Raw genomic sequence first — 24779 nt, forward strand, 5'->3', positions numbered from 1 at the left:
TGTTGGGATTTGGTTTTATAGAAATCGGAACTTTGACACCGAAAGCACAAGACGGAAACCCCAAACCTAGACTCTTCAGATTACCTGAAGATCAAGCCCTGATCAATAGAATGGGGTTTAACAATGGAGGTGTCGCTGCTGCTGTCAATAGGCTTAAGACAAGAAAATCAAAGATCATCATTGGAGGAAATATTGGCAAGAATAAAGTCACCCCTAACGATAAAGCCGTTGAGGATTACATATACTGTTTGGATGCACTTCATCCCTACGTGGATTATTTTGTAGTCAACGTAAGCTCACCAAACACACCCAACCTGAGAGAACTTCAGGAAAAAGAGCCATTGAAAAAATTACTGACTGCTGTAAAAGAAGCCAATGAGGAGCATCAAAAACCAAAACCGATCCTTCTGAAAATAGCTCCTGACTTGACCGTAGGACAATTAGATGATATTGTGGAAATCGTCTTGGAGACCAAAATAGACGGTGTCATAGCCACCAATACCACAATAGACAGAAGCTTATTGCAAACTTCGCAAGAACAAGTTGCAGCAATGGGTGCAGGTGGAGTAAGTGGTAAAGTCCTCTCCAAGAAAAGTACAGAAGTCATCAAATATATTCATAAGGAATCCAATGGTGCTTTCCCGATAATCGGCGTTGGAGGAATATACTCAGCCCAAGATGCCATAGAGAAAATAGAAGCAGGAGCTAGTTTGGTACAGGTCTACTCGGGCATGGTTTATGAAGGACCAGGTTTGGTAAAAGAAATCAAAAAAGGATTGGCGCATTATTATCGACATCAAAAAAGATAATTTCAGTATATTTCACCTATTCTTGTATAAAAACATAGAGATTAAAAATCGAAAATGGCTTCCGAGAAACCCAGAACAAATACTTTTAGAAAGAAAAACGAGCCTAAGTCAGGAGGAAAAGAGAAAAGCAAAAGCAATTTTTCTCTGGACTTTGTAAAAGACAAGAGAATTCCACTGACCATGGGGATTATTCTTCTTTCTTTATCGGTATTTTTGTTTTTCGCCTTTATCAGCTATCTCTTCGAAGGAAATGCAGACCAAAGCTTAGTGGCTTCCGAACTGGACGAAGACATCCGAAGCACTGCCTCCGAAGCCAGAAATTGGCTGGGTCTGCTCGGCGCAAAAGTCTCTTATGTCATTATTCACAAATGGTTTGGAATAGCAGCCTTTTTATTGCCTCCTTTTATATTTTTGTTGGGATTCAGAATGGCATTCAAAAAATCTCTCTACTCTATATCCAGGTACTTGGTATTTGCCTTATTTTTCACTTTTTGGCTTTGTTTGGTGACAGGATACCTCGTACAGATGTCAACTGGATACAACATGTACGCTGATTTTTCTGGGGGATTTGGATTGGAACTGGGCAAACTCGCTGAAGAGTTTCTAGGCTGGGGAACATTTATACTCATCGGTGGATCTTTGCTGATTTTCACGGTATTCTTTTTCAATATCCAACAGTTAAGCCTTTTCAGCAGCAATAAAAGAGAGGATGAAGACTTGGATGTTATTTCAGAAAAAAAACCCACTGTAAAATCTCCCTTTGATAAGGTAGAAGGTGAACCTGTCTTTGAGGATATCGAAGACTCTATTCACGAGGAAGATGAGATTGAAGACGATGGAAGCTCCTGGACTATCAAAGCAGATGATAAAACCGAAAAATCAAAATCTCCCACTCAGGAACTGGCATTAAATATTGAGAGTACCGTACCAGACAGTACCATTGATGCACCAGCGGAAGAAAAGAAATTCTCAGTAACCAAAACTGATGGAGAGGAAAAAACTGCTGATGAGGTAGAAAACCTAGATCCTTACGACCCTACCTTGGACCTGCCACATTACAAATACCCCACACTTGAATTACTCAATTCTTATGACCTGCAAAAAGTCACTGTTACCAGACAGGAGCTGGAGGACAACAAGAATAAAATCGTAGAAACACTTGTCAATTTTAAGATTGGAATCCAGGAAATCAAAGCTACCATAGGCCCTACTGTCACCCTTTATGAAATCGTGCCGGATCCTGGAGTTAAAATTTCCAAGATCAAAAACCTTGAGGATGATATTGCTTTGAGCTTAGCCGCTTTGGGAATAAGAATCATAGCTCCGATCCCCGGAAAGGGAACAATTGGTATTGAGGTACCAAATAAGAACCGTGAACTCGTACCAGCGCGAGCAGTCATCGGCACAGAGAAGTTTATGAAGAGTGACAAGGATCTTCCGATTGCGCTGGGCAAAACCATTTCCAATGAAGTCTTTGTCGTGGATCTTGCCAAAATGCCTCACTTACTAATGGCCGGTGCTACCGGTCAGGGTAAATCTGTAGGACTCAACATGATCTTGGCCTCTTTGGTATATAAAAAGCACCCCTCCCAATTGAAGTTTGTCTTGGTGGATCCCAAAAAAGTTGAACTGACCCTTTTCAATAAAATTGAAAGACACTTCCTTGCAAAACTACCGGGATCTGAAGAGGCCATTATCACAGACACCAAAAAAGTGATTTATACCCTAAATTCCCTTTGCATAGAAATGGACAACAGGTATGATATGCTAAAAGATGCCGGTTGTAGAAATCTGAAAGAATACAATGCCAAATTTGTAGCAAGAAAACTGAATCCTGACAAAGGTCATAGGTTTATGCCTTACATCGTGCTGGTTATAGATGAGTTAGCTGATCTGATGATGACTGCAGGCAAAGAGATAGAAGCACCTATTGCCCGATTGGCACAGTTGGCCAGAGCCATTGGTATTCACTTGGTCGTGGCTACACAAAGGCCCTCTGTAAACGTCATCACCGGTATCATCAAAGCCAATTTCCCTGCTAGGTTGTCATTCAGGGTTACATCCAAAATAGACAGTAGAACCATTCTTGACACAGGCGGTGCCGATCAACTGATCGGTCAAGGAGATATGCTCCTCTCATCCGGTTCTGAAGTTACGAGACTACAGTGTGCTTTCTTGGATACCCCAGAAGTAGACGCAATTTGTGATTGGATCGGAGAACAGAAAGGATACTCAGATGCCTATTTACTTCCTGAGTTTGAAGGGGAAGAAAGCGACAGCGGATTGGCTAATATTGACCTCGCAGATAGAGACCCTCTTTTTGACGACGCTGCAAGGCTTATCGTTATGCATCAGCAAGGAAGCACTTCTTTAATCCAGAGAAAATTAAAATTGGGATACAACAGGGCGGGAAGGATTGTAGACCAGTTAGAAGCAGCTGGAATTGTAGGAGCTTTTGAAGGCAGCAAAGCCCGCGAAGTATTGGTACAGGACGAAGCGAGTTTGGAACGGTTATTGAACAATTTGTAATTACTTTGAATAGTTTCACTCAAAGCCAAATTGAACCATTAACATGCTTAAGAATTTCACCTTTATCTTATTACTTAGCTTCCTCTTTTCAGGTAACTCTTTTGCTCAAAAAGACGCAGCAGCAAAATCTATCTTGGATGGTGTCAGCCAAAAATACAAATCTCTCAAAGGGTTACAGGCCAGTTTTGAATTTACCTATGCAGACCTTTCTGATGACAGAAGCCAGTCGCAAGCAGGTGAAATTTCCATAAAAGGGGATAAATACCACCTTAAACTACCTGAGCAGGAGATTTTCAACAATGGAAAAACGGTATGGACCTACATTGAATCAGCCGGATATAAAGAAGTTACAATCAATAATGCCTCTGATATGGAAGATGAACTGACACCTTCGTCGGTCTACACCATCTACCAAAAAGGGTACAATTACAGGCTATTGGGAGAAAGAAAAGAAAATGGCACGACCATTCAAGAAATCGAGCTTACTGCTGAAAAGTCGACTGCTCCATTTCAAAGGGTCAAACTTTTTGCTGATAAAGACAAGAAAGATTTGGTTGGCTGGGAAATATATGATGACCAAGGCGGTGTATTCAAATATCGCTTCAAATCTGTCAACACCAATATAGAGCTGAATGACAGTCATTTCACTTTCAATCCTCAAAAATATGGAAAGGTTGAAATCATTGACCTACGCTGATTAACCATCCAAAATCCATCTGGAAAAAATTTTATCCTTACTTTTGGGGAAAACATCCCCAGATGAACCGAAAAGAATTATTTCAGCAGATACAGGATAAGAAATCATTTTTATGCGTAGGCTTAGATACCGATATATCTAGAATCCCAATTCACCTCCAAAAGGAAAAAGATCCTGTTTTTGAATTCAACAAACAGATCATTGATCACACAGTTGACGCTGCTGTAGCCTACAAACCCAATATAGCCTTTTATGAAGCATTGGGCCCAAAAGGGTGGGAAAGCCTTCAAAAGACGCTGGAATACATTCCAAAAGACATCTTCACCATTGCTGATGCCAAGCGTGGAGACATTGGAAATACCTCCAAACTGTACGCAAAAGCCTTTTTTGAATCTATGGATTTTGACTCCATTACTGTGGCCCCTTATATGGGAAGAGACAGTGTGACTCCTTTCTTGGATTTTGAAAACAAATGGGTGATTCTTCTGGCTTTAACCTCTAATGAAGGCAGTAAGGATTTTCAGATGATCCGTTCAGGGCAAGATGAATTTCTTTTTGAGTCAGTACTCAAAAAAAGTGCTACTTGGGGGAATCCTGACAATATGATGTATGTGGTGGGTGCTACCCGTGGAGAAAATATAGCCAAAGTAAGAGCCCTTGTACCTAACCATTTCTTTTTGGTACCAGGGGTTGGTGCTCAAGGCGGAAGCTTAGAAGATGTCGCCAAATATGGCATGAATGACCATTGCGGCTTATTGGTCAATTCCTCCAGAGGGATTATTTATGCAGGAAAGGATAAAGATTTTGCGGAAAAAGCCGGAATAGAGGCCAAAAAACTTCAGCAGGAAATGAGCCGTCTGCTTCAAAAATACTTATAATCCTACCTACTGAGACCAGCCGTTATGTTTTGAAGAAGCTCAATTTTCAAATCCAATAGAGATACTTCACTTCTTTTGATGTCTATAGGTTCCTCAAAAACACGCAACCTGATATCTTCTGGCTTTTCATTTTGGTAATGTTCCATCAGTGCCAGCACTGTTTCCTGATCAGGCACCTCCATCTTAACTTTGACTATTCCGTCCTGAATCATGTCTAGTTTCTTGGCTGCTCCCCTAGAAAGGTCTATACTTCTTTTAGATGATTGCGGTAACCTGTCGTTAATCCTTACCCAAACAGCTTTTCCGTTATTCAGGTTGGTCACTTTCAGCATGGTTCCGAAAGGAAGGTTTTTATGAGCTGCGGTCATCTCTTCCATATTGAAAACCTCTCCGTTAGCAGTTTTTCTGAGGTGAAATCTCTTCCCGTAGTAACTGGCTACCCCCTCTTGGATGATCAATTCATTCCTTTCACCATCATTATGGCTGCTCGAAAAACCCATCATGGGTAAAAGCAAGAGGATAAATAAAAAGGTGATTTTTTGCATGTTCGCTTCTTTAACAATTTGTGTGCCAACCCATTTTTTAACTAGTTGAATGAGGCTGGATACTGCAATAGAAAGTGAATTTTCAAAAACGAGAATGCTAAAATAAGCATTTAATTGAAATTCACCATTTTACTTCTAAATTGTATTTGATGTATTCCATGATCCAGCTTAAATCCGATCGGTTTTTCACTTGTTTACATCGAGCATTTGTGTCCTTTCAGCAAAAACCTTCTATTTTTTTAATTATGATAAACCTCCACACCGCAGACAGCATTTTGGATAGAGTTTCGAAGACTGCCTTATTCCCTTCTAAGTCAAAAAAAAATGCAAAAATGAGGAAGTGAAGAATAAGGATTCTACGTATATTTAAAAAAAGATTACGTGTATGTCCAAAAAACTCACACTCAACGTCGATGAAAATGTCATTGAAAAGGCAAAAATTTATGCCCAAAAAACAGGCAGGAGTCTTTCCGGATTGGTAGAGAATTATTTAAAAAATTTGGTGGACCATCATCATCCTGAAATTACTCTGGAGGATAAGATCACAAGGCTTTCCGGAAAAATCCAACTGCCCGCTGATTTTGATGAAGACAAAATTCTAAAGGAATACTTTGAAGAAAAACATTTAAAATGAAGGCGTTTTTAGACACCAATATCCTTATTGATTTTTTGTCCGAAAGAGGTGCATTTACAAAACATGCCACTGAAATTTTTCTGCTAAGCAGTAAAAATAAAATATCGCTAACCAGTTCTACACATACATTTGCCACCGCCTATTATATCCTCAAGAAGTTCACAGATGAAAAATCGTTGAGGTTAAAACTGCTGGAATTAACCCAAATGGTAGAAGTGTTGGACGTAACCAAATCCCAATTAAAAAAAGCACTTTTGTCAGATTTTAGTGATTTTGAAGATGCCCTCCAAATTTTCAACGCTGAATCAATTACTGGCGTAGATTATATCATAACCCGCAACCTTAAAGACTTCAAAGACTCCCCAATTCCTGCGATTGCTCCAGATGAAATCGTGGAATTGATTGAAAGGTTAAAACACTAAATACATTTCTAAAAGAAACCTCTTTTATACCATGAAAATTCTCCATACCGCAGACTGGCATTTGGGCAAAAGATTGCAGGAATATTCCCGCCTGGAAGAACAAAAACTTGTATTGGAAGAAATCATTCAGATTGCCGATAGGGAATCCGTGGATATGGTGCTTTTGGCCGGGGATATCTTCGATACTTTCAATCCCAATCATGAAGCGGTGGAACTGCTCTACAAAACTCTCAAAAGACTTTCCAACAATGGCCAAAGACCCATCATCGCCATTTCAGGCAACCATGACAGCACACAGTTTGTAGAAGCACCGGATCCTTTGGCTAGGGAAATGGGCATCTTTTTTTACAGCAAATACGACAGCATCATTCCGACCGGAAAATTGGACAATGGTATAGCCATCCTTCAATCCGAGTCAGGTTTTGTGGAAATCCAATTGCCTGATTTCGAATTCCCTGTCCGGATTATCCTTGCCCCTTATGCCAATGAAGTCCTGCTCAAAACCTATTTGGGCGAAGGAGACAGGGAATCAGAGTTCAGGGATATCATGGCGGAAAAATGGGGAACCTTGGCGGAAAAACACTGTGATGATAAAGGTATCAATCTATTTATAGGTCATTTCTTTTTTACGAAAGAAGGGGAACCATTACCTTCGGAACCTGAAAGCGAGAGGCCCATATTGCATGTTGGCGGTACCCAGGCCCTTTTTACCCATAACATCCCCACACAAATCCAGTATGCAGCATTGGGACACCTACACCGTTATCATGCGGTTTCCAGATCTCCTTTGCCTGTGGTGTACTCCTCCTCTCCCCTCGCCTATTCCTTCAGCGAAGCCGATCAACAAAAACAGGTAGTCCTTATCCAGGCCGAACCGGGAAAGCCTGTAAGTTATCAGCCCATAGGTTTGGAAAAAGGAAGACCACTATACCGGAAAACTTTCGAAAACCTGGCAGAAACCCTGGAATGGCTTGAAACCAACCCTTATTGCTTTGTGGAAATCACCTTTATTACCGAGCATTCCATTGATGCGGCCACCCGAAAGGCCATCATGAAAGCCCATGACGGTATCGTCAACCTTATCCCACAGATCAAAAAACCAAGGGGGCAGGAAAATCTCAGTCTCCGCGCAGAGGACCTGGAAAAGGATATGGTCAGTCTTTTTCAGATGTATTTCAAAAGTGAAAGAGGACAGGAAGCCAATGATGAGTTGCTCGATATTTTCAAAGAAGTAATAAGTCAGGAATGAATAATCGAAAGGAATTGATATTTATAGATATTGGAAGAACTCCATGCACCGCTTAACTCATTGTTCTAATTAAATGGGTCCGCAGGATTGTAATATCTCAATATCCCAGCATCAATTAATATCAGTCCCCAAAAGACAATGCCACAAAACCACCACGTTAATTTTTAAATAGAAGAACAATGATTCCAATCAGATTAGAAATAGAAGGATTATACTCTTATAAAGAAAAACAGGTCGTTGAATTTGACCAGTTGACCGCAGCAGGGCTCTTCGGGATATTTGGGGCAGTAGGCAGTGGGAAATCATCTATTTTGGAAGCTATTCTCTTGGCATTGTATGGAAGTACTGAGCGCCTCTCAGACCGGGGTGAAAAAAACAGCATGGTCAACCTTCAGAGCGAAGCTTTGCTGATCAGTTTTGAATTCAAGGCAGGAAAAAACAATGTCAAAACTTATTTGGCGAGGTATAGTGCGAAGAGGAATTCAAAAAACTTCGATGATGTCAAACCCGCCGAACACACTTTTTACTTAAAGTCCGAAGACCATCTTGAACCATTAACCAAAAGGGCGGAGGAAATCGTCGGGATGAAAAAGGAACATTTCAAACAGACCGTGATCATTCCCCAAGGTAAATTCCGAGAATTCATAGACCTCACTCCCGGTCCTAGGGCTGAAATGATGAAGGAACTTTTTGGCCTGGAAAGATTCGATTTGGCAGCCAAAACAGGTTCCCTGCTCCGTATCGTCAAAGATGAAAAGATAAGGTTGGAAACACAGTTGGGTGCTTTGGCAGCAATAACGTCTGAACTCCTTGATGAAAAAACAGCCTTGATCAGGGAAGTTGAAAGGCAAACAGAGGAGAAGGAAAAAACTTTCAGGCAAACTGAATTGACCTTTAAAAAACAGGAAGGCTTACAGGCCAAGCATAAGGAATTGCAGGGCTTTTTGAAAGAATGGGCAGACTTGGAACAAAAAAGGCCGGTGATAGCTGAAAAGAAAACTATCTGGAAAGATTTTCTGAAGGCTAAAACTTACCTCAAACCGATTTGGGAACAGATCAATGAGAAAATAACTGAATTGGAAAAGTATCAGGTAAGTGTTACTGACTGTAGCAGGTTCAGGGAAACTTATATAAAAGAAATCGGGGAACTGGAGGAAGATGAAAAAAAACTCAAGGAAAAAGCCGATCAGAAATCCGAGAGGGAGGCCAAAATCAGGGACTTGAAAAAAGTAGCTGAAATCAAGATCCTGAACAAGGAATTGAAAGATGCCGAAAAGGAAACAGCAAAATTAAGACCTTCCATTGAAAACCAAAAACTAGCTTTATCCGACCTCTCTACCAAAATCAAAACCTTGGAAAAAGAAGCTGAAAATATCCTTATTCCTGACAGCACTACCCTGTCCGACCTGAAAGGAAAAGCAAGGGATTGGAATCTTTGGGAAGAACAATTGGGTAAAATGAAGGCTGAAGCCAAATCCATCTCCGACACAGCTAAGGACATTCAGTTGAATATCAAGGAACTGAAGCAACAAATCCCTTCTGGGCAGTCATCATTTACTTTGTGGATAGCTTCCCAAAAACAGCATATTCAGGACTTGGAAGCTGAAAAAGAAAAATTACAAAGAAAAGCTGGCTTGGCGGCCCATGTCCATCTTTTGGAAGATGGAGAGGCTTGTCCCCTTTGCGGTGCAACAGATCACCCAAATCCATTGACAGCAGCAAAAGATGAAAAGGTTTTGGAGGGAAAAAGCCTAGAGATTGATGTTGCAAAAAATCTTTTGGAGAAAATACGATCACTAAACCAAAAGCATGAGGAACAACAGATACGACTGGAAAACCAATTGGCCAATCTGGCCCAAAAAGAAAAGGATATCCAATACCTTGAAAGCCAATTAAAGGAAATCCAGCAGCATCTTGAATCCCATCAGATCACTTCAAAGGAGGACCTAATTTCTCTTATCAATAACGCCGACAAGGCTATCCAAAAAAAAGAAAAGCTGGAAAAAGAAACCAAAGCTTTGAGGAAAAAATGGGAGCAAGACCAGGATAATTATGAGAAAAAGGAAAAAAAGCTCCGGGAAGTCGAACAGCAGCAATTAAGTCTGAACAGCAAGCTCTTGGCAAAAAAGGAAGAAATCAGGGATTATGCTTTCTGTAAGCCTTTCTTTGAAAAGGAAGCGGAACTTATCGAGCAGACCATCCAAAAAGTACAGCAGGATATTGAAGAAACTGCCTTTAAGTTATCCGGAAAACAAAAAGTCCTTCTTGAAACCCGGGCCAAACAAGCGACCAACCTGGCTAACCTGAAACATTTCGAACAATCCATCAATAGTACCGAAAGTAGAATCATCGAACTGAAAAGTGAATTTGAAACCCTCAAAAAAACCCATGGATTCGAGGATGAGGAAAAGCTTGTGGCACTTTTTAATCATTCCCTAGATGCCGACAAGGTAGATGCGGAAATCAGGCAGTTTGAGGACAGGAGTCTTTTGGTCGAAACCAAAATCAAGGAACTTCAATCCGATTCCGGGGTCAGCGAATTCAGTCAGGAAGAATTTGACCTGTTGAATAACAATCTCCAAGAGCAGAAAGAAGCACTTGAAAGCATTAAAAAAGAATTCACGCTTCTCAACCAGGAAATCATCTCCACTAAAGCCAAACTCGAAGAAAAGCAAAAATTGGAAAAGGAATTCGGTCAACTGGAAAACAGAGAGGCTAATCTAAAGGAATTGGAGAGACTGTTCAAAGGAAGTGGATTTGTAAAATATGTCAGTTCTATCTATCTCAAAGAACTCTGCGCGACAGCCAACCTGAGATTTACAAAACTGACCAAAAATAGTTTGAGCCTTGAAATTGATGACAACAACACCTTTTGGGTCATCGATTACCTCAATGGCGGAAAAAAACGTTTGCTCAAAACCCTATCCGGTGGGCAGACTTTTCAAGCATCCTTATGCCTGGCATTGGCCTTGGCAGAAAAAGTCAAATCCCTCAATCAGGCTGATCAGTCTTTCTTCTTTTTGGATGAAGGCTTCGGTGCCCTGGACCGCAACTCCCTCCGTGTCGTATTCGAAACCCTTAAACTCTTACGCCACGAAAACCGCATAGTCGGCATCATCTCCCACGTCGAAGAACTGCAACAGGAAATTGAAGTCTACGCCAAAATCGAACTCGATCCCGAAAAGGGCAGTCAGGTGGAGTATTCTTTTTGAGACGTAATGACCTTTGAGGTTTTCTAAACCTCGAAGGTCTTGGTTTGAAACCTCAAATCATTCAAATCTTCAGACCTGTCTGGTATAGTCGGTTTTGAAAAAATGGAAAAAAACCCTGGATTCGAATCTTCCAATGGCACGCTGGGGATGTATTTACTCTTTTAGGAATATTGGAAATCCATAAGTAATATGATTTTGATGCTTTTTTTCATTATATTAAATCTATGGAAACACCGAAATCCATTTTTTCCGCTGTCCTTTTGTTTATCATCGTGTTTTTTATTGTTGTTTGCTGCCGTCCTAGGGAAGAAAAAATAGAAATGGTAGAAGTCGAAGGAAAAGCCAGCTATTATGCACGTTGGTTTGAAGGTAGAAAAACAGCGAGCGGGGAGGTTTTTGAAAACCAAGAACTTACAGCAGCCCACCGTTCCTTGCCATTTGATACGGAAGTTGAAGTAATTAATCCAGAAAACGGGAAATCTGTATCTGTCCGAATAAATGACCGAGGGCCTTACCGTCGAGGCAGGATTATTGATTTATCCCGGGCCGCTGCACGAGAACTAGGCATGTTAGACTCAGGTATCATTGATGTAATTATCCGTTATCCTAAATGGATAAAAGAAGAAGAAAAGAACAATTAAAATCACCGGAACCAATCGGCCGTGGTTTAGGGATTCAGCCCAATTGGCTCAAGTCTTCAGAACATATATCCAAGAATTCATTGTCTGAAAAACGTACAACCTTATATCAACAGAGAAAGCAACAAAAAAAAAGACAGCCATTACTGACTGTCTTTTTTAAGAAAGCAATTCCATAAAAGCTAATTACACCAATAGGTTTTCATTTACCCAGTCAATTTCTTCTTGTCTGATGGTATGGTTAAAATCTTCAAATATGAGAATTTTCACTTCAGCTCCCTGCTTTTCTAAAAGGGCCTTGGAGTCTTCAATCCTATGTAATGGCACATGTGAATCCTTAAAACCTGAACCAATAAAGATTTTGGTACCCCCAAAATCTCCGGTATATTTTTCAGACCTGATTTTTTCACCTATCAATCCCCCTGTAAATGCGATAACCGCCCCATATTTCTCAGCATGCTGTGCTGCATACTCTAGAGTGAGACAAGCTCCTTGGGAAAATCCTATCAAATAGATCTGATCTGCTGTAAAGCCTCGCTCTTTCAGTTCCTTGACAATACTGTCTATGATGTCCAACGACTGTGAAAAAGAAGGTTCATTATTCTGATCAGGAGCCATAAAACTAAATGGGTACCAGGTGTTTCCCGGTGCCTGAGGTGCCAATAAAGCGAAATCGTCAAGGGCCAAATTTTCATGTAAAGAGAGTATGCTTCCTGCATTAGCACCTCTACCATGGATCATAATGGCAACTTTTTCAGCTTCTTTCAATTGTTTTCCCGAACTGATAACATTACTCATAATCATTCACATTTAAAGTTACTTTCGCCAATCTGGATTCAATTTTGTCACGTTGTGCTTCGGCCCAATCTGGTAATTTCAAAGCTTCTCCCAAATGCGCTTCATCTTCATCTATGGCAAAACCGGGTTCGTCTGTGGCAATTTCGAATAAAACTCCTCCTGGCTCTCTAAAATAAATCGACTTAAAATAATTTCTGTCCTTTACTTCCGTAACATGAAAGCCATTGTTTATCAGTATTTTCTGGATTTCCAGTTGTGTAGATTCATTAGCCGTTCTAAATGCTATATGGTGTACAGTTCCGGCACTCTGAACTCCCTGTCTTCCATTCTTATCCAATACAATATCAATAATATCACCTGGCTTTCCAGCCGTTCCATACCTATATCTACCATTTTCTTCTGCTATGAATTTGTAATCCATAAACTCAGTAAGGAGCTTTTCAGTAAGCTCTTTGGATTTCAGGTTGAGGGTAGCGCCATAAAATCCTTTGATGGCATTTTCACCGGAAATATTTCCACCAGTCCAACCTGTCCTATTATCCTGACTATTTGCAATTAGTTCTATCCCCATTCCATCATGGTCTTCAAATCTGATCACTTTTTCTTCAAATCTGGATAAGGGTGTTGAAGCAGGTATATTGTATTTCGCAAGCCTATCTATCCAGAATGACAAAGAAGACTCAGGAATAGAAAATGCGGTATAGGTCAATTCACCCGTTCCTTTGGTTCCTTTCCTCGCCCCATCAAATGGGAAAGTAGTAAATACAGTTCCTGGATTGCCTAACTCATCTCCGAAATAGAGATGATACACGTCAGGAGCATCAAAGTTGATCGTCTTTTTCACCATTCTTAAACCAAGTACACCCGTATAAAAATCAATATTTGCCTGTGGGTTCCCCGCTATTGCGGTGATATGGTGAATTCCTGTGATTAAAGCTGCCATGGGGTTTATATTTTTATTTTTAAAGAAAACGGGGCTAATAGCCTTGCCAAAAGCCCCGGAAAATTTTATTGCTTTAAAAGCTGCACACTCAAGATCAGTTTAACCTGCTCGCTGACCACCACACTACCGGCCTCAGTCACGGCATTCCATTTTAAACCAAATTCTTTTCTGCTGATCTTACCTTCAATTTCAAATCCGGCTTTGGTGTTTCCGTAAGGATCACCTGCTACACCACCAAAATCAACATCAAGTTCAATTTCTTTTGTGATGTCTCTAATAGTAAGATTACCTTTAAGCTTCTCTCCATTTACTACACCTTCAAACTTCAGATGAGGAAATTTCTCAGCATTGAAAAAATCATCTGATTTCAGGTGTCCATCTCTATCGGCCTGATTGGTATCAATACTGTCTATCTTTGCAGAAAATGAAACTTTCGCTCCCTGAAAATCATCTGATGTGCTTTCTGCAGCACCTTCAAACTCTCTGAAATAACCTGTCACGGTAGAAATTACAAGGTGTTTGACTTTAAAAGAAACTTCTGAATGTGTTGGGTCTATTACCCATTTAGTTGTTGTGCTCATTTTGTCTGGTTTTTAAATTAAATTGATTTTTATTCATTTATACATTAAGTGTATATACACTAATTCTCTGAAAATTTTTTATTCTCTTAGTTTATCTAGAAGGTTGTTCAATAATTCAATTTCCTCCTCATCTAAACTAATCAGTTCTCTGTTGAGTTTATAGATTTTTTCTTCGAGTTGCTTCAGTACTTGCGTTCCTTCTTCTGTTATCACAACATCTACTTGCCTCCTGTCTCTTGGGCATTCTTCTCTCAGAATAAGACCTTTTTGTTTGAGTTTTTCAACAAGTCTTGAGGCATTGGACATCTTGTTAAGCATTCTTTCTTGAATAGAAGAAACTGTGATCGGGTTTCCATTCTGACCCTTCAAAATCCTAAGTACATTATATTGCTCAGGAGAAAGACCAAAAGGTTTGAAAAGACTACTCTGCTTGCTTACAACATAACTTTGGGTGTATAGTAAATTCACCACCGCTTTGTTGTAAATATCTTTAAAAGGTTTTTGCTGAATTGCCTCTTCGATCTTCATATTTTAAGATTTGTTTATGTATTAAATGTATATACATGCAAAGATGTATAAAAGTTTCCATTTTGCTTAAAAATCTTTACAAATGGTAAAATGAATCAAGTTATTGGTCAGTGGTATTGCTTAAAATTTCTTCATCCAATCCGAAATCAACCTATTTACTTCCTCTGGTTTTTCTATGCTACTGCTATGTCCAGCACCAGGAAGAACATGCAATTCTGCATTAGGAATGGACATTTGAATGAACTTTGCTTTTTCTGGCTTAGTGGCCACATCTTCATCACCCACGATAATCATCGTTGGGCATTTGATATTTCTGATTTCCTCTTCTACTCCTTTTCTGAAGATAACAGCCTCTACAGATTTGGTAATTGATTTTCTATTGGATTGAAGTTCTTTAGACCACTTTTTATATTCTGTTTTATTTTGAGGATTAGTCAACCAACTTTCTGAAAACATAATTTTCATCACAGAACTGGCTACAGTTGGGATTACACCAAACCATTTGACTACACCATTTAAGAACTTATACTTTGGTAGATTTTCTACTGGTTCTGGATTTGCAGAAGTTTCTAGCAAAATCAGACTTTTGATCTTTTCGGGATATCTGGCAGCTAAACGCATCCCGACAAAACCTCCCATAGAAAGACCCACAAAGTGAACCGGCTGACCGATTTCTTTTTCTATCAACTCCAATGCATCAAGGGTCAACATTTCCATATCATATAAACCTTGGGTCACTTCACTTTGACCTTGTCCCCTGTGATCATAGGCAATTACGGTGTATTGCTTACTCAGGTGTTTGATTTGAGACTCAAACATCTTATGGCTCCAAAGTAAACCATGAGAAAACATGATGACTTCTTTTCCCTCACCTTCTTTTACGTAGAAAAGTTTAACATTTTTCAGCTGAATGTGTGGCATAACTCCAAGTTAATATTAACGATCAAACATTGAAAAAATCACCAATCTAGGCCTGGCTGTTTGTTTTTACGAGATTCTTCCCTTGCCTTATGCTGGTTTACAATGGTACGAACATCTTCCAACATTTGTTTGGCATCATATACGATTCCATCTTTCACAGTATATTTCACACCTCCTGCCCTATAGGGTTCATTATCATCTCCTATTCTGATAGCTCCTGTACCATAAAGTACCTTGAAGTTTTGGAGTGGATTTTCTTCTAAAATCACAAAATCAGCTATTTTCCCTACTTCTACACTGCCCAATTCTTTATCAACACCCAGTGCTTCTGCTCCCCACAAAGTCGCCGATCTGAATATTTCTAGAGGGTGGAACCCTGCTTCTCTAAATAATTCCAGCTCCCTGATATAGGCAAAACCATATAACTGATATATAAAACCAGAATCAGATCCCGTAGTTACTCTTCCTCCACGGTTTTTATATTCATTTACAAATGTCATCCAAAGTCTGTAATTTTCCTTCCACTGGATTTCATCATCTGTAGTCCAATCAAACCAATAAGAACCGTGAGATTCTCTACTGGGCTTGTAAAATCTCCATAATGAAGGCAAGGTATATTCATCATGCCACTCCGCAGTTCTTGCCCTCATCAGGTCTCTGTTGGCTTCGTAAATATTGAAAGTCGGATCCAAAGTGAAATCCAAATCCAACAATTCTTGCATCACTTTATTCCAATGGTCAGAGTATGGCGGTGCAGCCTGCTTCCAAAGTTTTCCTGCTTCTCCAAACCTATGCTGCTCATTTTGATAGTTATAATCCAGCCTGTAATCCTGAATGGTCCTATCCTCAAATAATGCCTCCGGTAATCCATACCAATGCTCCATACTGGTCAAACCAGCCCTTGCAGAGTGCAAGACATTCCACCTCGCTACATCCATTTGGGCATGGTGCATGGCAGACCTCAGCCCTAATCTTTTGTTTTCTTCCAATGCAGCCTGCATTACTTCAGGTTTGGCTCCAAAAAACTTAATTCCATCAGCCCCTCTTTCCTTATTTTGATTGACCCAAGCTTTAGCCTCTTCCGCATTGGTAATAGGCTTATCTGCATTTTGACCTAAAACAGTATAAGCAAAAATTCTTGGCGCTGTGATGGTATTCTTCAGGGATTTTTCTTTGTGTTCAAGTACCCAATCCAATCCATTTCCCGCTGCAGGTTCTCTAATAGTAGTTATTCCATGTGCCATCCATAATTTGAAAACATATTCTGCTGGTGTGCCCTGTCCAGCACCTCCAATATGGCCATGCATGTCAATGAAACCAGGCAGTAGGTAATGTCCTTCTAGGTCCATTACCTTATCATTTGGTCCAGCAACAGGTCTTCTTTCTTCTTTGATATCTAGACCGGGATAACCTACAACACGTACCTCTTTTATAATATTCTTTTCGACAACAATATCAACTGGTCCTATCGGTGGTGCTCCGGTTCCATCTACTAAAGTTACACCTCGTATAATTAATTTATCGTAAGGGCCTTCTCCTTCAGCTCTATCAGGTGAAGGCATCACTTGCCCCAAAGACAAAAAGGGGATTAGGAATAAAACAAATAAGGTAGGAATCAGGTGGTTTTTCATATGTTTTTTTATTGACAAGCTTAAAATAGCCTAATAAAAAACAATAAAAAAACCGCTTATACATTTTCAGTACAAGCGGTCTTAGTTAATAAATCAAGCAGATCAACCTCCAAATGAATATCGAATCCCGAGATTACCTCTCAATCCAAATCCATTATCTATGAAGAAATTGGGAGTGGCTTCCAAAAGTACCCCGAAGTTCCTGTGCCCCTCGATAGGCTTAATGGTAACACCTAAAGGAAGCCCTGCTCGAACATTCCCAAATTCCATCACTCCCAGCATTACACCCAAATGAATATTATACCAATCAGTGCGTTTCAGATTTCTATTGAAATAACCCTCAACTCCAAAAGGATAATTCAAAACATCACTGGCTGTAAACCTAAGTTCACCGAAATATTGCTTTTCAAAATCTGTCCCAAAAGCAACTTGAGTTACGATCCCTCCCTGGTAAATACCAGCATGAAATGGCTTTATTTTACTTTGGGAAAAAGCTTCTGTAAAAAACAAAAGACAAAAACAGGTAAAGAGCAACAAGTACGATTTCTTCATAATACTATTCTATAATTAAAGTAAATAATGATAGTCAAAGATGAAGGATTTAAGTTACCCTAACAACTATTCTCTTAATATTTCCATCGGAGGCTTTTTAATAATTTTGCTTCCATTGAGCCAACCCAAAAGTACAGTAAGTAGCGTTATTGCAAAATAGACGATAACAGCTTCCTTCACAACTGGTCTAAACGGTAATTGAAAAACAAATTGACTCAAAAGAAATGCCGCTATATAGGAAAGTAAAATACCACTCAATGCCGCCAAAGAGCCTAAAAAGAAATATTCCAAGGTGTTGATAGTTCCTACTTTCCTTGAACTGGCACCCAGTGTTCTAAGTAAAATACTTTCGCGCATACGCTGGTATTTACTTATGATTAATGAGCTTATCAAAACCACTATCCCTGTCGCAATACTGAAAAACGCCATGAACTGAATCACAAAACCAATTTTAGAAAGGATCTCCTCCAAAGTTTCTACAATAGCTCCAAGATTGACCACTGAAATATTTGGATATTCCCTTACAATCTCTGCCTGCACATCTGCCGCCTGCCTGTCATTTTTGGTTTTGGTAATGACTACGTGGAATTTGGGAGCATTATCAAGTACGTTTTCTGGAAAAAGAACAAGGAAATTGGTGGAAACCTGATTGAACTTCACATCCCTGAAGCTTCCTACATAGGTTTTAATAGGTCTCCCTTGTACATTGAAAACAATCTCATCACCCAAATTGACTCCTGTCCTTGAAGCGTATCCCTCGTCAAATGACACAAATATCGAATCCCCAGGATTTTTCACTTCTCGAAGCTCTCCTTTTACCAGCCTTTCCGAACTAATCAAAGAATCTCTGTAAGTAACCCTAAACTCCCTATTGTACAAACCCCTGGATCTTCTATCCTCTTCTGGCAGTGTATCATTCACCTTTCTACTGATTCCATTTATGGATTCCAGCGCCATAGTAACAATTGGCACCTGTTGCAAAATGGGTAAGTCTCTTTTTTGTATAGATGCCACTACTGACTCTATCTGCCGGGTCTGAATATCAAAAAGCAACATATTGGGTTGATCTTCTTTGTCAGCAAACTTCACTTCATCCAATAGTTGGCCCTGAACAAAAAATAAAGTACTTATCATCGCCGTGCCTAACCCTATGGTAGCAATCAAAGAAACTGTCTGGTTATTGGGTCTGTATAGATTAGATAATGCCTGCCTCAATGTATAACGCAAAGAGATAGGTAAAAACCTTCTGATTAACCACATGATGAATAAAGCAACAGACCACAATGCCACAAAAGCAAAGATGATAAAGCCTGTAAAGCCTGCGGCAAATTTCCAACCTCCCAGAAGGAAATAGCTAAAGACATAAATAAACAACAGAATACCTCCTATGACTAGCCATCTCAGTTTATCATTTCTCAGGCTTATGCTGTCACCGTCAGGTCTAAGAGTAGCCATGGGCGAAACTTTTCTGATTTTTAAAAGTGGTAACAACCCAAAGAGAACAGAAACAAATAAGCCAGTAACCAAACCAAAACCGACACTAGACCACGCAATGCCGATACTTACCTCTACTGGCAGGAAATCAGAAAATACAGAGGGTAAAACATATTGAAGTAACGTTCCCAAAAAAGCGCCAAGGACAGAACCAAACAAACCCATCAACAATATCTGTAAAAGATAGATTTTCATGGCTACCCATGAAGAAACACCCAGACATCTCAAAACAGCAACTGAAGCCAATTTCTCTTTAACAAATACATTTACTGCAGAAGCAACACCAACACAACCAAGAAGCAATGCTATAAAAGCAACCAAGCTCAAGAAATTAGCAAGGTTCTCAAATGATCTTCCCGTTTGATTTCTTCTGTTTTCTACTGTAGTGCTGCTGATTTTATCATCCTCCCAGAGCTCTTCAAATTTCTTGACCACTTCTTCAGCGGGTAATGATGCCGGAAACTTATAATATTTCAGATAATTGAGCCTACTTCCATACTGGATTAGACCAGTAGCCTCAGCAAATTCCATAGGTATGTAGACAGCAGGAGCTACAGTTGCCGTAATACCGCTCTGGCCGGGCACTTTTTCTAATTCTCCTTCAATCACAAAAGTAACCTCTCCTACTTTGATACTATCTCCGACTACAGCGTTAAATTGAGCCATCAGAATTTTCTCCACAAGTGCTTTTTTACCACCCTGTCTAAAAGACTTCTCTGCCTCTACAGGTATCGTTTCCAATTCTCCATAAAATGGAAAAGCACCTTCAAGCGCCCTTACCTGAGTAAGCCTACTTTCTCCCGTTGCAGGAAATGCTACCATACTGGCAAAATTGATTTCCTCTGAAATATCTGTAGCCAAGCTGTCCGAAGGCTGTTTACCAATTGGTTGATTATTTCCTAGCACCAGATCTGCCCCTAACAGCTCTTTAGCCTGACCGTCTATATCTTTGCTTAGGTTATCTCCAAAGGAACTGATTGCCACCAAAGCTGCAATACCTACCACCATTGCAGATACAAAAAGCATAAGCTTTGAGAAATTCTTTCGAAAATCTCTCATAGCCATTTTAAAAACCCAGGCATTTTTACCCATTTTGAGCCTCCTGTATTTTTCCGCCTTTGATATTAATAATTCTGTTGGTTCTTTTTGCCAATTCAAGATCATGCGTCACAAGCACAAGGGTAGTACCTAAATCCTGATTCAATTGAAAAATAAGATCTTCAATCATTTCACCGGTTTCAGTATCTAGATTGCCTGTAGGTTCGTCAGCAAAAAGAATTTTAGGCTCGTTCGCAAATGCTCGGGCAATGGAAACCCTTTGCTGTTCTCCTCCTGAAAGTTGCGTTGGGTAATGGGTCATACGGTCTTCCAATCCTACTTTTCTCAATAATTCCGCTGCTTTCTCTTTCGCGTCTTTTCTTTTTTTAAGTTCTAATGGTACCATGACATTTTCAAGTGCTGTCAGTGTAGGTAAAAGTTGGAAGTTCTGAAAAATAAATCCAATATTCTGACTTCGTACTTCAGCCCTTTCATCCTCATTTAGTTTTTCCAAAGCTTTATCTACGAGCATCACGGAACCCAGACTTGCCGCATCCAAACCTGCACAAAGTCCTAAAAGAGTGGTTTTTCCGCTTCCCGAAGGCCCTACAATGGCGATACTTTCTCCCGCATCAACTGAAAAATTTACGTCATCAAGCACGGTTAAGGACCTATTCCCGCTTTTGTATGTTTTTGAAACCTTTGTGACTTGAAGTATTGCCATGATTTAATATTAGATAAAACGATAATTGCCTTTAACCTTAATACTGTTAAATTGTTGATTCAATATAAAGGTTCCTTATTCAAGCAACTATTATATCTGAAAAATAGCTCCACAATTTATTTTCTTCAATAATTATAAATACAGAATGACTAAAAAATTCTCCAAGTATAAAGAACAACTCCAAGTTCTCACTTTAATCACTTTTCTTTTACTTGTTTTTTCTTGTAATACAGAAAAAAACAATGAAAGCACCGTGTTAGATTCAGAGAATGTTACCCAGGAATCAAAGCCAACCATTCTCTTTTTTGGAAATAGCTTGACAGCTGGATATGGAATAGAAGAGGATGAAGCTTTTCCAGCACTGATTGGTGATAGATTAGATAGCCTAGGCTACGAATATAGGATTATCAATGGCGGGCTCAGTGGAGAAACCACTGCAGGAGGACTTAGCAGATTAGATTGGTTTTTGGAAGAAGAGCCGGAAATTTTCGTTTTAGAACTCGGCGGTAATGATGGACTAAGAGGAATCGCATTGGAGGAGACCCAAAAAAACCTTAAAGCAATTATAAATATGGTTCAACAAAAGTATCCTGACACAAAGATACTGCTTGCAGGAATGCAAATACCACCAAATATGGGGCAGGAGTATACGCAGCAATTCAGGGAAATATACCCACAAGTAGCTGAAGAAAGCAGTGTTACCTTAATTCCATTTTTGCTTGAAGGTGTAGCCGGTGACCCTGATTTGAATCTGAAAGATGGGATCCACCCTACTGAAGAAGGGCATAAAATTGTCTTGGAAAATGTTTGGCCCTATTTAAAACCGTTGATTGAAAGATAGTATCAACCACACATTCATCACTTCACGTTTTTCACAAAGTCAGTTTGATTTAAAAAAAAATTTATAGAACTTTCCATCCTATAATAAAAAAATTAGAAAACATGAGCTTTGAAATCAAGTCATCGGGCGAAACTTATGATGTAATCATTGTTGGTTCTGGAGCTGGAGGGGGCATGGCCTCTAAGATTCTTTCCGAAGCAGGCCTTTCAGTGGCCGTATTAGAAGCTGGAAAAGACTTTGACCCAGCTAAAGATGAAGATAGAACACAGTTACGTCCTGCTTGGGAATCTCCTAGAAGAGGAGCTGGAACCAGAATTCGCCCATTTGGAGATTTTGACCAAGCCATTGGCGGTTGGGATATTGAAGGAGAGCCCTACACTAGAGCTTCGGGTACTTCATTTGATTGGTTTAGATCCAGAATGCTAGGAGGTAGAACCAATCATTGGGGTCGAATTTCTTTAAGATTTGGACCAAATGATTTCAAGAGAAAAGATATTGACGGAATGGGGGATAATTGGCCAATCGGCTATGATGATCTCAAACCATATTACGACAGGGTAGATAAACTCATAGGTGTTTTTGGATCAAAAGAAGGTATTTACAACGAACCTGATGGTTTCTTTTTACCTCCCCCAAAGCCCAGACTTCATGAAATGTATATCATGAAAGGAGCTAAAAAATCCAATATGCCTGTTATCCCAGGAAGACTTTCCATGCTAACCAGACCCATTAACAATGAGCGTGGGGTCTGCTTTTTTTGTAATCAATGTAATAGAGCCTGTCAAGCTTATGCGGACTTTTCCTCTGGAACTTGCTTGGTAAAGCCTGCCATGGCAAAGGGCAAAGTTGAACTGTACACCCAAGCAATGGTTAGGGCAGTAACAACGGATAATAACGGAAAGGCAACAGGAGTTTCTTTCATCAGTAAAATCGACATGAAAGAATACAAACTCAAGTCAAGAGTGGTAGTCTTAGGCGCATCAGCATGTGAGTCTGCCAGAATTATGCTCAACTCCAAGTCCAATTCACATCCAAATGGAGTAGGAAACAGTAGTGGCATGGTAGGTAGATATCTGCATGATTCCACGGGCGCTGACCGAATGGGTATTATGCCTGAATTAATAGACAGAGAGAGGTACAATGAAGATGGTGTTGGAGGTATGCATGTTTATACTCCTTGGTGGCTGGATAACAAAAAACTAGACTTTGCTAGGGGTTACCACATCGAATATTGGGGCGGGATGACCATGCCTTCCTATGGCATTGGTTTTTCTATGGATACCATGAGAAAATACCTTAAAGATGAATTTGGCAACCCAAGCCCCAACGGAGGATATGGAGAAGGACTTAAAAAAGATGTAAGAAGAATATATGGTTCTACTTTAGGGATGTCAGGAAGAGGTGAAAGTATTCCACAATACTCCAATTATTGTGAGATTGATAACAATGTGGTAGATAAATTCGGAATCCCGGTTCTTAAATTTCATTATCAGTGGACCGACCAGGAGATCAAGCAAGCCAAGCATATGCAAGATACTTTTGAAGAAATTCTCACCGAATCCGGTGCCACGCTACTTGGCCAAAAACCTGGTCCTGAAACAATGTACGGATTGGCCACTCCAGGAAGAATCATTCATGAGGTAGGCACTACCCGAATGGGTAATGACCCATCAACTTCGGTATTGAACAGTAATTGCCAAGCTCACGACTGCGACAACCTTTTTGTTGTGGATGCAGGCCCTTTTGTATCGCAAGCTGACAAAAACCCCACATGGACAATTTTGGCTTTGGCTTGGAGGACATCAGATTATATAGTCAGTGAATTGAAAAAGAAAAATATATAAATCCTTGAATCATGAACAGAAGAGAAAACCTTAAACTTCTTTTTACAGGCTCTCTTGCCTCAGGATTACTATTTACCAGCTGTTCTCCTGAGGATAAGCAGGCTGATTTGTCTCCAAAAATTTCTGGGGGAACTCCAGGAGGTAGAATAGAAGAGGAAATACAACGGGACCAAAGATTACTTTCTGAGACTTTTTTCACCGAGGAGGAGAGAAAAAAACTGGAGGTTTTGGTGGATATTATTATGCCGGCAGATGAAGAATCAGGAAGTGCAAGCCAAGCAGGAGTTCCAGACTTTATTGAGTTTATGATGAAAGACTCGCCAGGCTACCAAACTCCTATGCGTGGAGGCATGATGTGGCTTGACAGTTATGGCAATGATGTATATGGAAAAACTTTCCTTGAGCTTTCAAAAAAAGAAAGAATGGAGGTAATTGACCTAATTGCATGGCCTGATAAAGCCAGCCCTGAGGTAAAAGGGGCAGTGACTTTCTTTAATCTGCTAAGGAATCTTACCGCTACAGGATATTTTACTTCAGAGATGGGATATCAGTATCTGGGTTATAAAGGAAATACCCCGAATGCTTGGGATGGTGTACCCGAAGAAGTCATGAAAAAACATGGTGTGGAACTTCCTGAGAAATATCTTGCACACTACCTCAAACCTGAAGAAAGAGGCACTGTTGCCGTTTGGGATGATGACGGTAACCTTATCGGATAATTAATAAAAAGAGTCCTCAATTAATAATAAATTGAGGCTTTTTTATTTTACCCCTTTAAAATCAAAATTTTTCAAACTAGTTATGAGCACCTTACAACTAAAGTTTTTTATTTTCTTTTAAAACGCAGTACTAAACAGGCATTTTTACGTGATAAAAAGTAAACAAATTATTTACATATGAGAAAGTTCATAAAAACTACATTCGTATTTCTGATTTTTGCCACATTCTTTTTTCACAATTCTGCAGAGGCACAATTGATCAATAAGTTCGATAACCTTAAAGGCTTCACGAAAACTGAGGATATTGTCATTTTAGATGATTTTAGTGAGGTAGATGGATTATTCAAAATCGGTGAGGCATACTCAAAAGCAAGAGGAGCAACAATGTTTTCAGCTATGAACAGACTTAACAGCCGCGCTAAGAAAAAACTTTTAGAAGAGGCAACTGTGAGGGGCGCTTCCCATGTTTTAATCACCAAAAGGCAACCTGATGACGGTATTGGATTAACTTCCTTTTTTATTGGCCGTCTTTTCAGCTACCAGGCCATTTTA

At 39.8% G+C, this 24779-nt stretch carries 22 protein-coding genes and 1 pseudogene; 13 read left to right on the plus strand and 10 right to left on the minus strand.

Annotated elements, in window-relative coordinates:
- The 4 genes from EA341_RS03675 to pyrF form a co-directional block, all read left to right on the plus strand.
- A partial coding sequence (locus EA341_RS03675; RefSeq protein ID WP_293011417.1) for a quinone-dependent dihydroorotate dehydrogenase occupies positions 1-809 on the plus strand: 809 nt, incomplete at its 5' end.
- 54 nt (positions 810-863) lie between these two features.
- Entirely contained in the window at positions 864-3338 is a 2475-nt protein-coding gene (locus EA341_RS03680) for a DNA translocase FtsK (RefSeq protein WP_293011419.1), read from the plus strand.
- 43 nt (positions 3339-3381) lie between these two features.
- Positions 3382-4035 carry an outer membrane lipoprotein carrier protein LolA gene (locus EA341_RS03685; RefSeq protein ID WP_293011421.1) on the plus strand — a complete coding sequence of 218 codons (654 nt, stop codon included), beginning with the start codon at positions 3382-3384 and terminating at the stop codon, positions 4033-4035.
- 62 nt (positions 4036-4097) lie between these two features.
- Entirely contained in the window at positions 4098-4913 is an 816-nt protein-coding gene (gene pyrF, locus EA341_RS03690; protein WP_293011423.1) for an orotidine-5'-phosphate decarboxylase, read from the plus strand.
- A 2-nt stretch (positions 4914-4915) separates the two neighbouring features.
- Here pyrF and EA341_RS03695 read toward each other — a convergent pair whose 3' ends face one another.
- A complete protein-coding gene (locus EA341_RS03695) occupies positions 4916-5458 on the minus strand; it encodes a septal ring lytic transglycosylase RlpA family protein (RefSeq protein WP_293011425.1) in 543 nt (180 codons plus the stop codon).
- 385 nt (positions 5459-5843) lie between these two features.
- On the opposite strand from EA341_RS03695, the gene EA341_RS03700 reads away from it, so the two are divergent.
- The 5 genes from EA341_RS03700 (at position 5844) to EA341_RS03720 (ending at position 11616) form a co-directional block, all read left to right on the plus strand.
- A complete protein-coding gene (locus tag EA341_RS03700; protein ID WP_293011427.1) occupies positions 5844-6092 on the plus strand; it encodes a DUF6364 family protein in 249 nt (82 codons plus the stop codon).
- Entirely contained in the window at positions 6089-6514 is a 426-nt protein-coding gene (locus EA341_RS03705; protein ID WP_293011429.1) for a PIN domain-containing protein, read from the plus strand. The genes EA341_RS03700 and EA341_RS03705 overlap by 4 nt, the downstream gene beginning before the upstream one ends.
- Before the next feature lie 31 nt (positions 6515-6545).
- Positions 6546-7763, plus strand: coding sequence for an exonuclease subunit SbcD (locus EA341_RS03710; RefSeq protein ID WP_293011431.1), 1218 nt, complete (start codon positions 6546-6548; stop codon positions 7761-7763).
- Between the two features lie 179 nt (positions 7764-7942).
- The gene (locus tag EA341_RS03715; RefSeq protein WP_293011432.1) at positions 7943-10975 is read left to right on the plus strand and encodes an SMC family ATPase; all 3033 of its coding nucleotides are present in this window, start codon (positions 7943-7945) and stop codon (positions 10973-10975) included.
- 224 nt (positions 10976-11199) lie between these two features.
- On the plus strand, positions 11200-11616 hold the full coding sequence (locus tag EA341_RS03720) for a septal ring lytic transglycosylase RlpA family protein (protein ID WP_293011434.1): 417 nt from the start codon (positions 11200-11202) through the stop codon (positions 11614-11616).
- 183 nt (positions 11617-11799) lie between these two features.
- Here the strand turns inward: EA341_RS03720 and EA341_RS03725 are convergent, their stop codons facing one another.
- From EA341_RS03725 to EA341_RS03765, 9 genes are all read right to left on the minus strand, one after another.
- The gene (locus EA341_RS03725; protein ID WP_293011436.1) at positions 11800-12411 is read right to left on the minus strand and encodes an alpha/beta fold hydrolase; all 612 of its coding nucleotides are present in this window, start codon (positions 12409-12411) and stop codon (positions 11800-11802) included.
- Positions 12404-13354, minus strand: a complete 951-nt coding sequence (locus EA341_RS03730; RefSeq protein ID WP_293011437.1) for a ring-cleaving dioxygenase — start codon at positions 13352-13354, stop codon at positions 12404-12406. The genes EA341_RS03725 and EA341_RS03730 overlap by 8 nt, the downstream gene beginning before the upstream one ends.
- A gap of 65 nt (positions 13355-13419) precedes the next feature.
- Positions 13420-13935, minus strand: coding sequence for a YceI family protein (locus EA341_RS03735; RefSeq protein ID WP_293011439.1), 516 nt, complete (start codon positions 13933-13935; stop codon positions 13420-13422).
- A gap of 78 nt (positions 13936-14013) precedes the next feature.
- A complete protein-coding gene (locus EA341_RS03740) occupies positions 14014-14463 on the minus strand; it encodes a MarR family winged helix-turn-helix transcriptional regulator (protein ID WP_293011441.1) in 450 nt (149 codons plus the stop codon).
- 120 nt (positions 14464-14583) lie between these two features.
- Positions 14584-15384, minus strand: a complete 801-nt coding sequence (locus EA341_RS03745; RefSeq protein ID WP_293011443.1) for an alpha/beta hydrolase — start codon at positions 15382-15384, stop codon at positions 14584-14586.
- A gap of 38 nt (positions 15385-15422) precedes the next feature.
- Positions 15423-17015 (minus strand): amidohydrolase family protein, encoded by a 1593-nt coding sequence (locus EA341_RS03750; RefSeq protein ID WP_293011444.1) that lies wholly within the window; start codon positions 17013-17015, stop codon positions 15423-15425.
- A 102-nt stretch (positions 17016-17117) separates the two neighbouring features.
- Positions 17118-17567 (minus strand): hypothetical protein, encoded by a 450-nt coding sequence (locus EA341_RS03755; protein WP_293011447.1) that lies wholly within the window; start codon positions 17565-17567, stop codon positions 17118-17120.
- 66 nt (positions 17568-17633) lie between these two features.
- Positions 17634-20153, minus strand: a complete 2520-nt coding sequence (locus EA341_RS03760) for an FtsX-like permease family protein (RefSeq protein WP_293011449.1) — start codon at positions 20151-20153, stop codon at positions 17634-17636.
- Positions 20146-20823, minus strand: a complete 678-nt coding sequence (locus EA341_RS03765) for an ABC transporter ATP-binding protein (protein ID WP_293011451.1) — start codon at positions 20821-20823, stop codon at positions 20146-20148. The genes EA341_RS03760 and EA341_RS03765 overlap by 8 nt, the downstream gene beginning before the upstream one ends.
- Positions 20824-20968: 145 nt before the next feature.
- On the opposite strand from EA341_RS03765, the gene EA341_RS03770 reads away from it, so the two are divergent.
- From EA341_RS03770 to EA341_RS03785, 4 genes and pseudogenes are all read left to right on the plus strand, one after another.
- Positions 20969-21664, plus strand: coding sequence for an arylesterase (locus tag EA341_RS03770; protein WP_293011453.1), 696 nt, complete (start codon positions 20969-20971; stop codon positions 21662-21664).
- A gap of 101 nt (positions 21665-21765) precedes the next feature.
- Positions 21766-23508, plus strand: a complete 1743-nt coding sequence (locus EA341_RS03775) for a GMC family oxidoreductase (RefSeq protein WP_293011455.1) — start codon at positions 21766-21768, stop codon at positions 23506-23508.
- A gap of 11 nt (positions 23509-23519) precedes the next feature.
- Entirely contained in the window at positions 23520-24227 is a 708-nt protein-coding gene (locus tag EA341_RS03780; RefSeq protein WP_293011457.1) for a gluconate 2-dehydrogenase subunit 3 family protein, read from the plus strand.
- A gap of 177 nt (positions 24228-24404) precedes the next feature.
- Positions 24405-24779 (plus strand): annotated as a pseudogene (locus tag EA341_RS03785) (hypothetical protein); the annotation flags it as partial.

This window comes from Mongoliibacter sp. (assembly GCF_007692705.1).
GTDB lineage: Bacteria > Bacteroidota > Bacteroidia > Cytophagales > Cyclobacteriaceae > Mongoliibacter.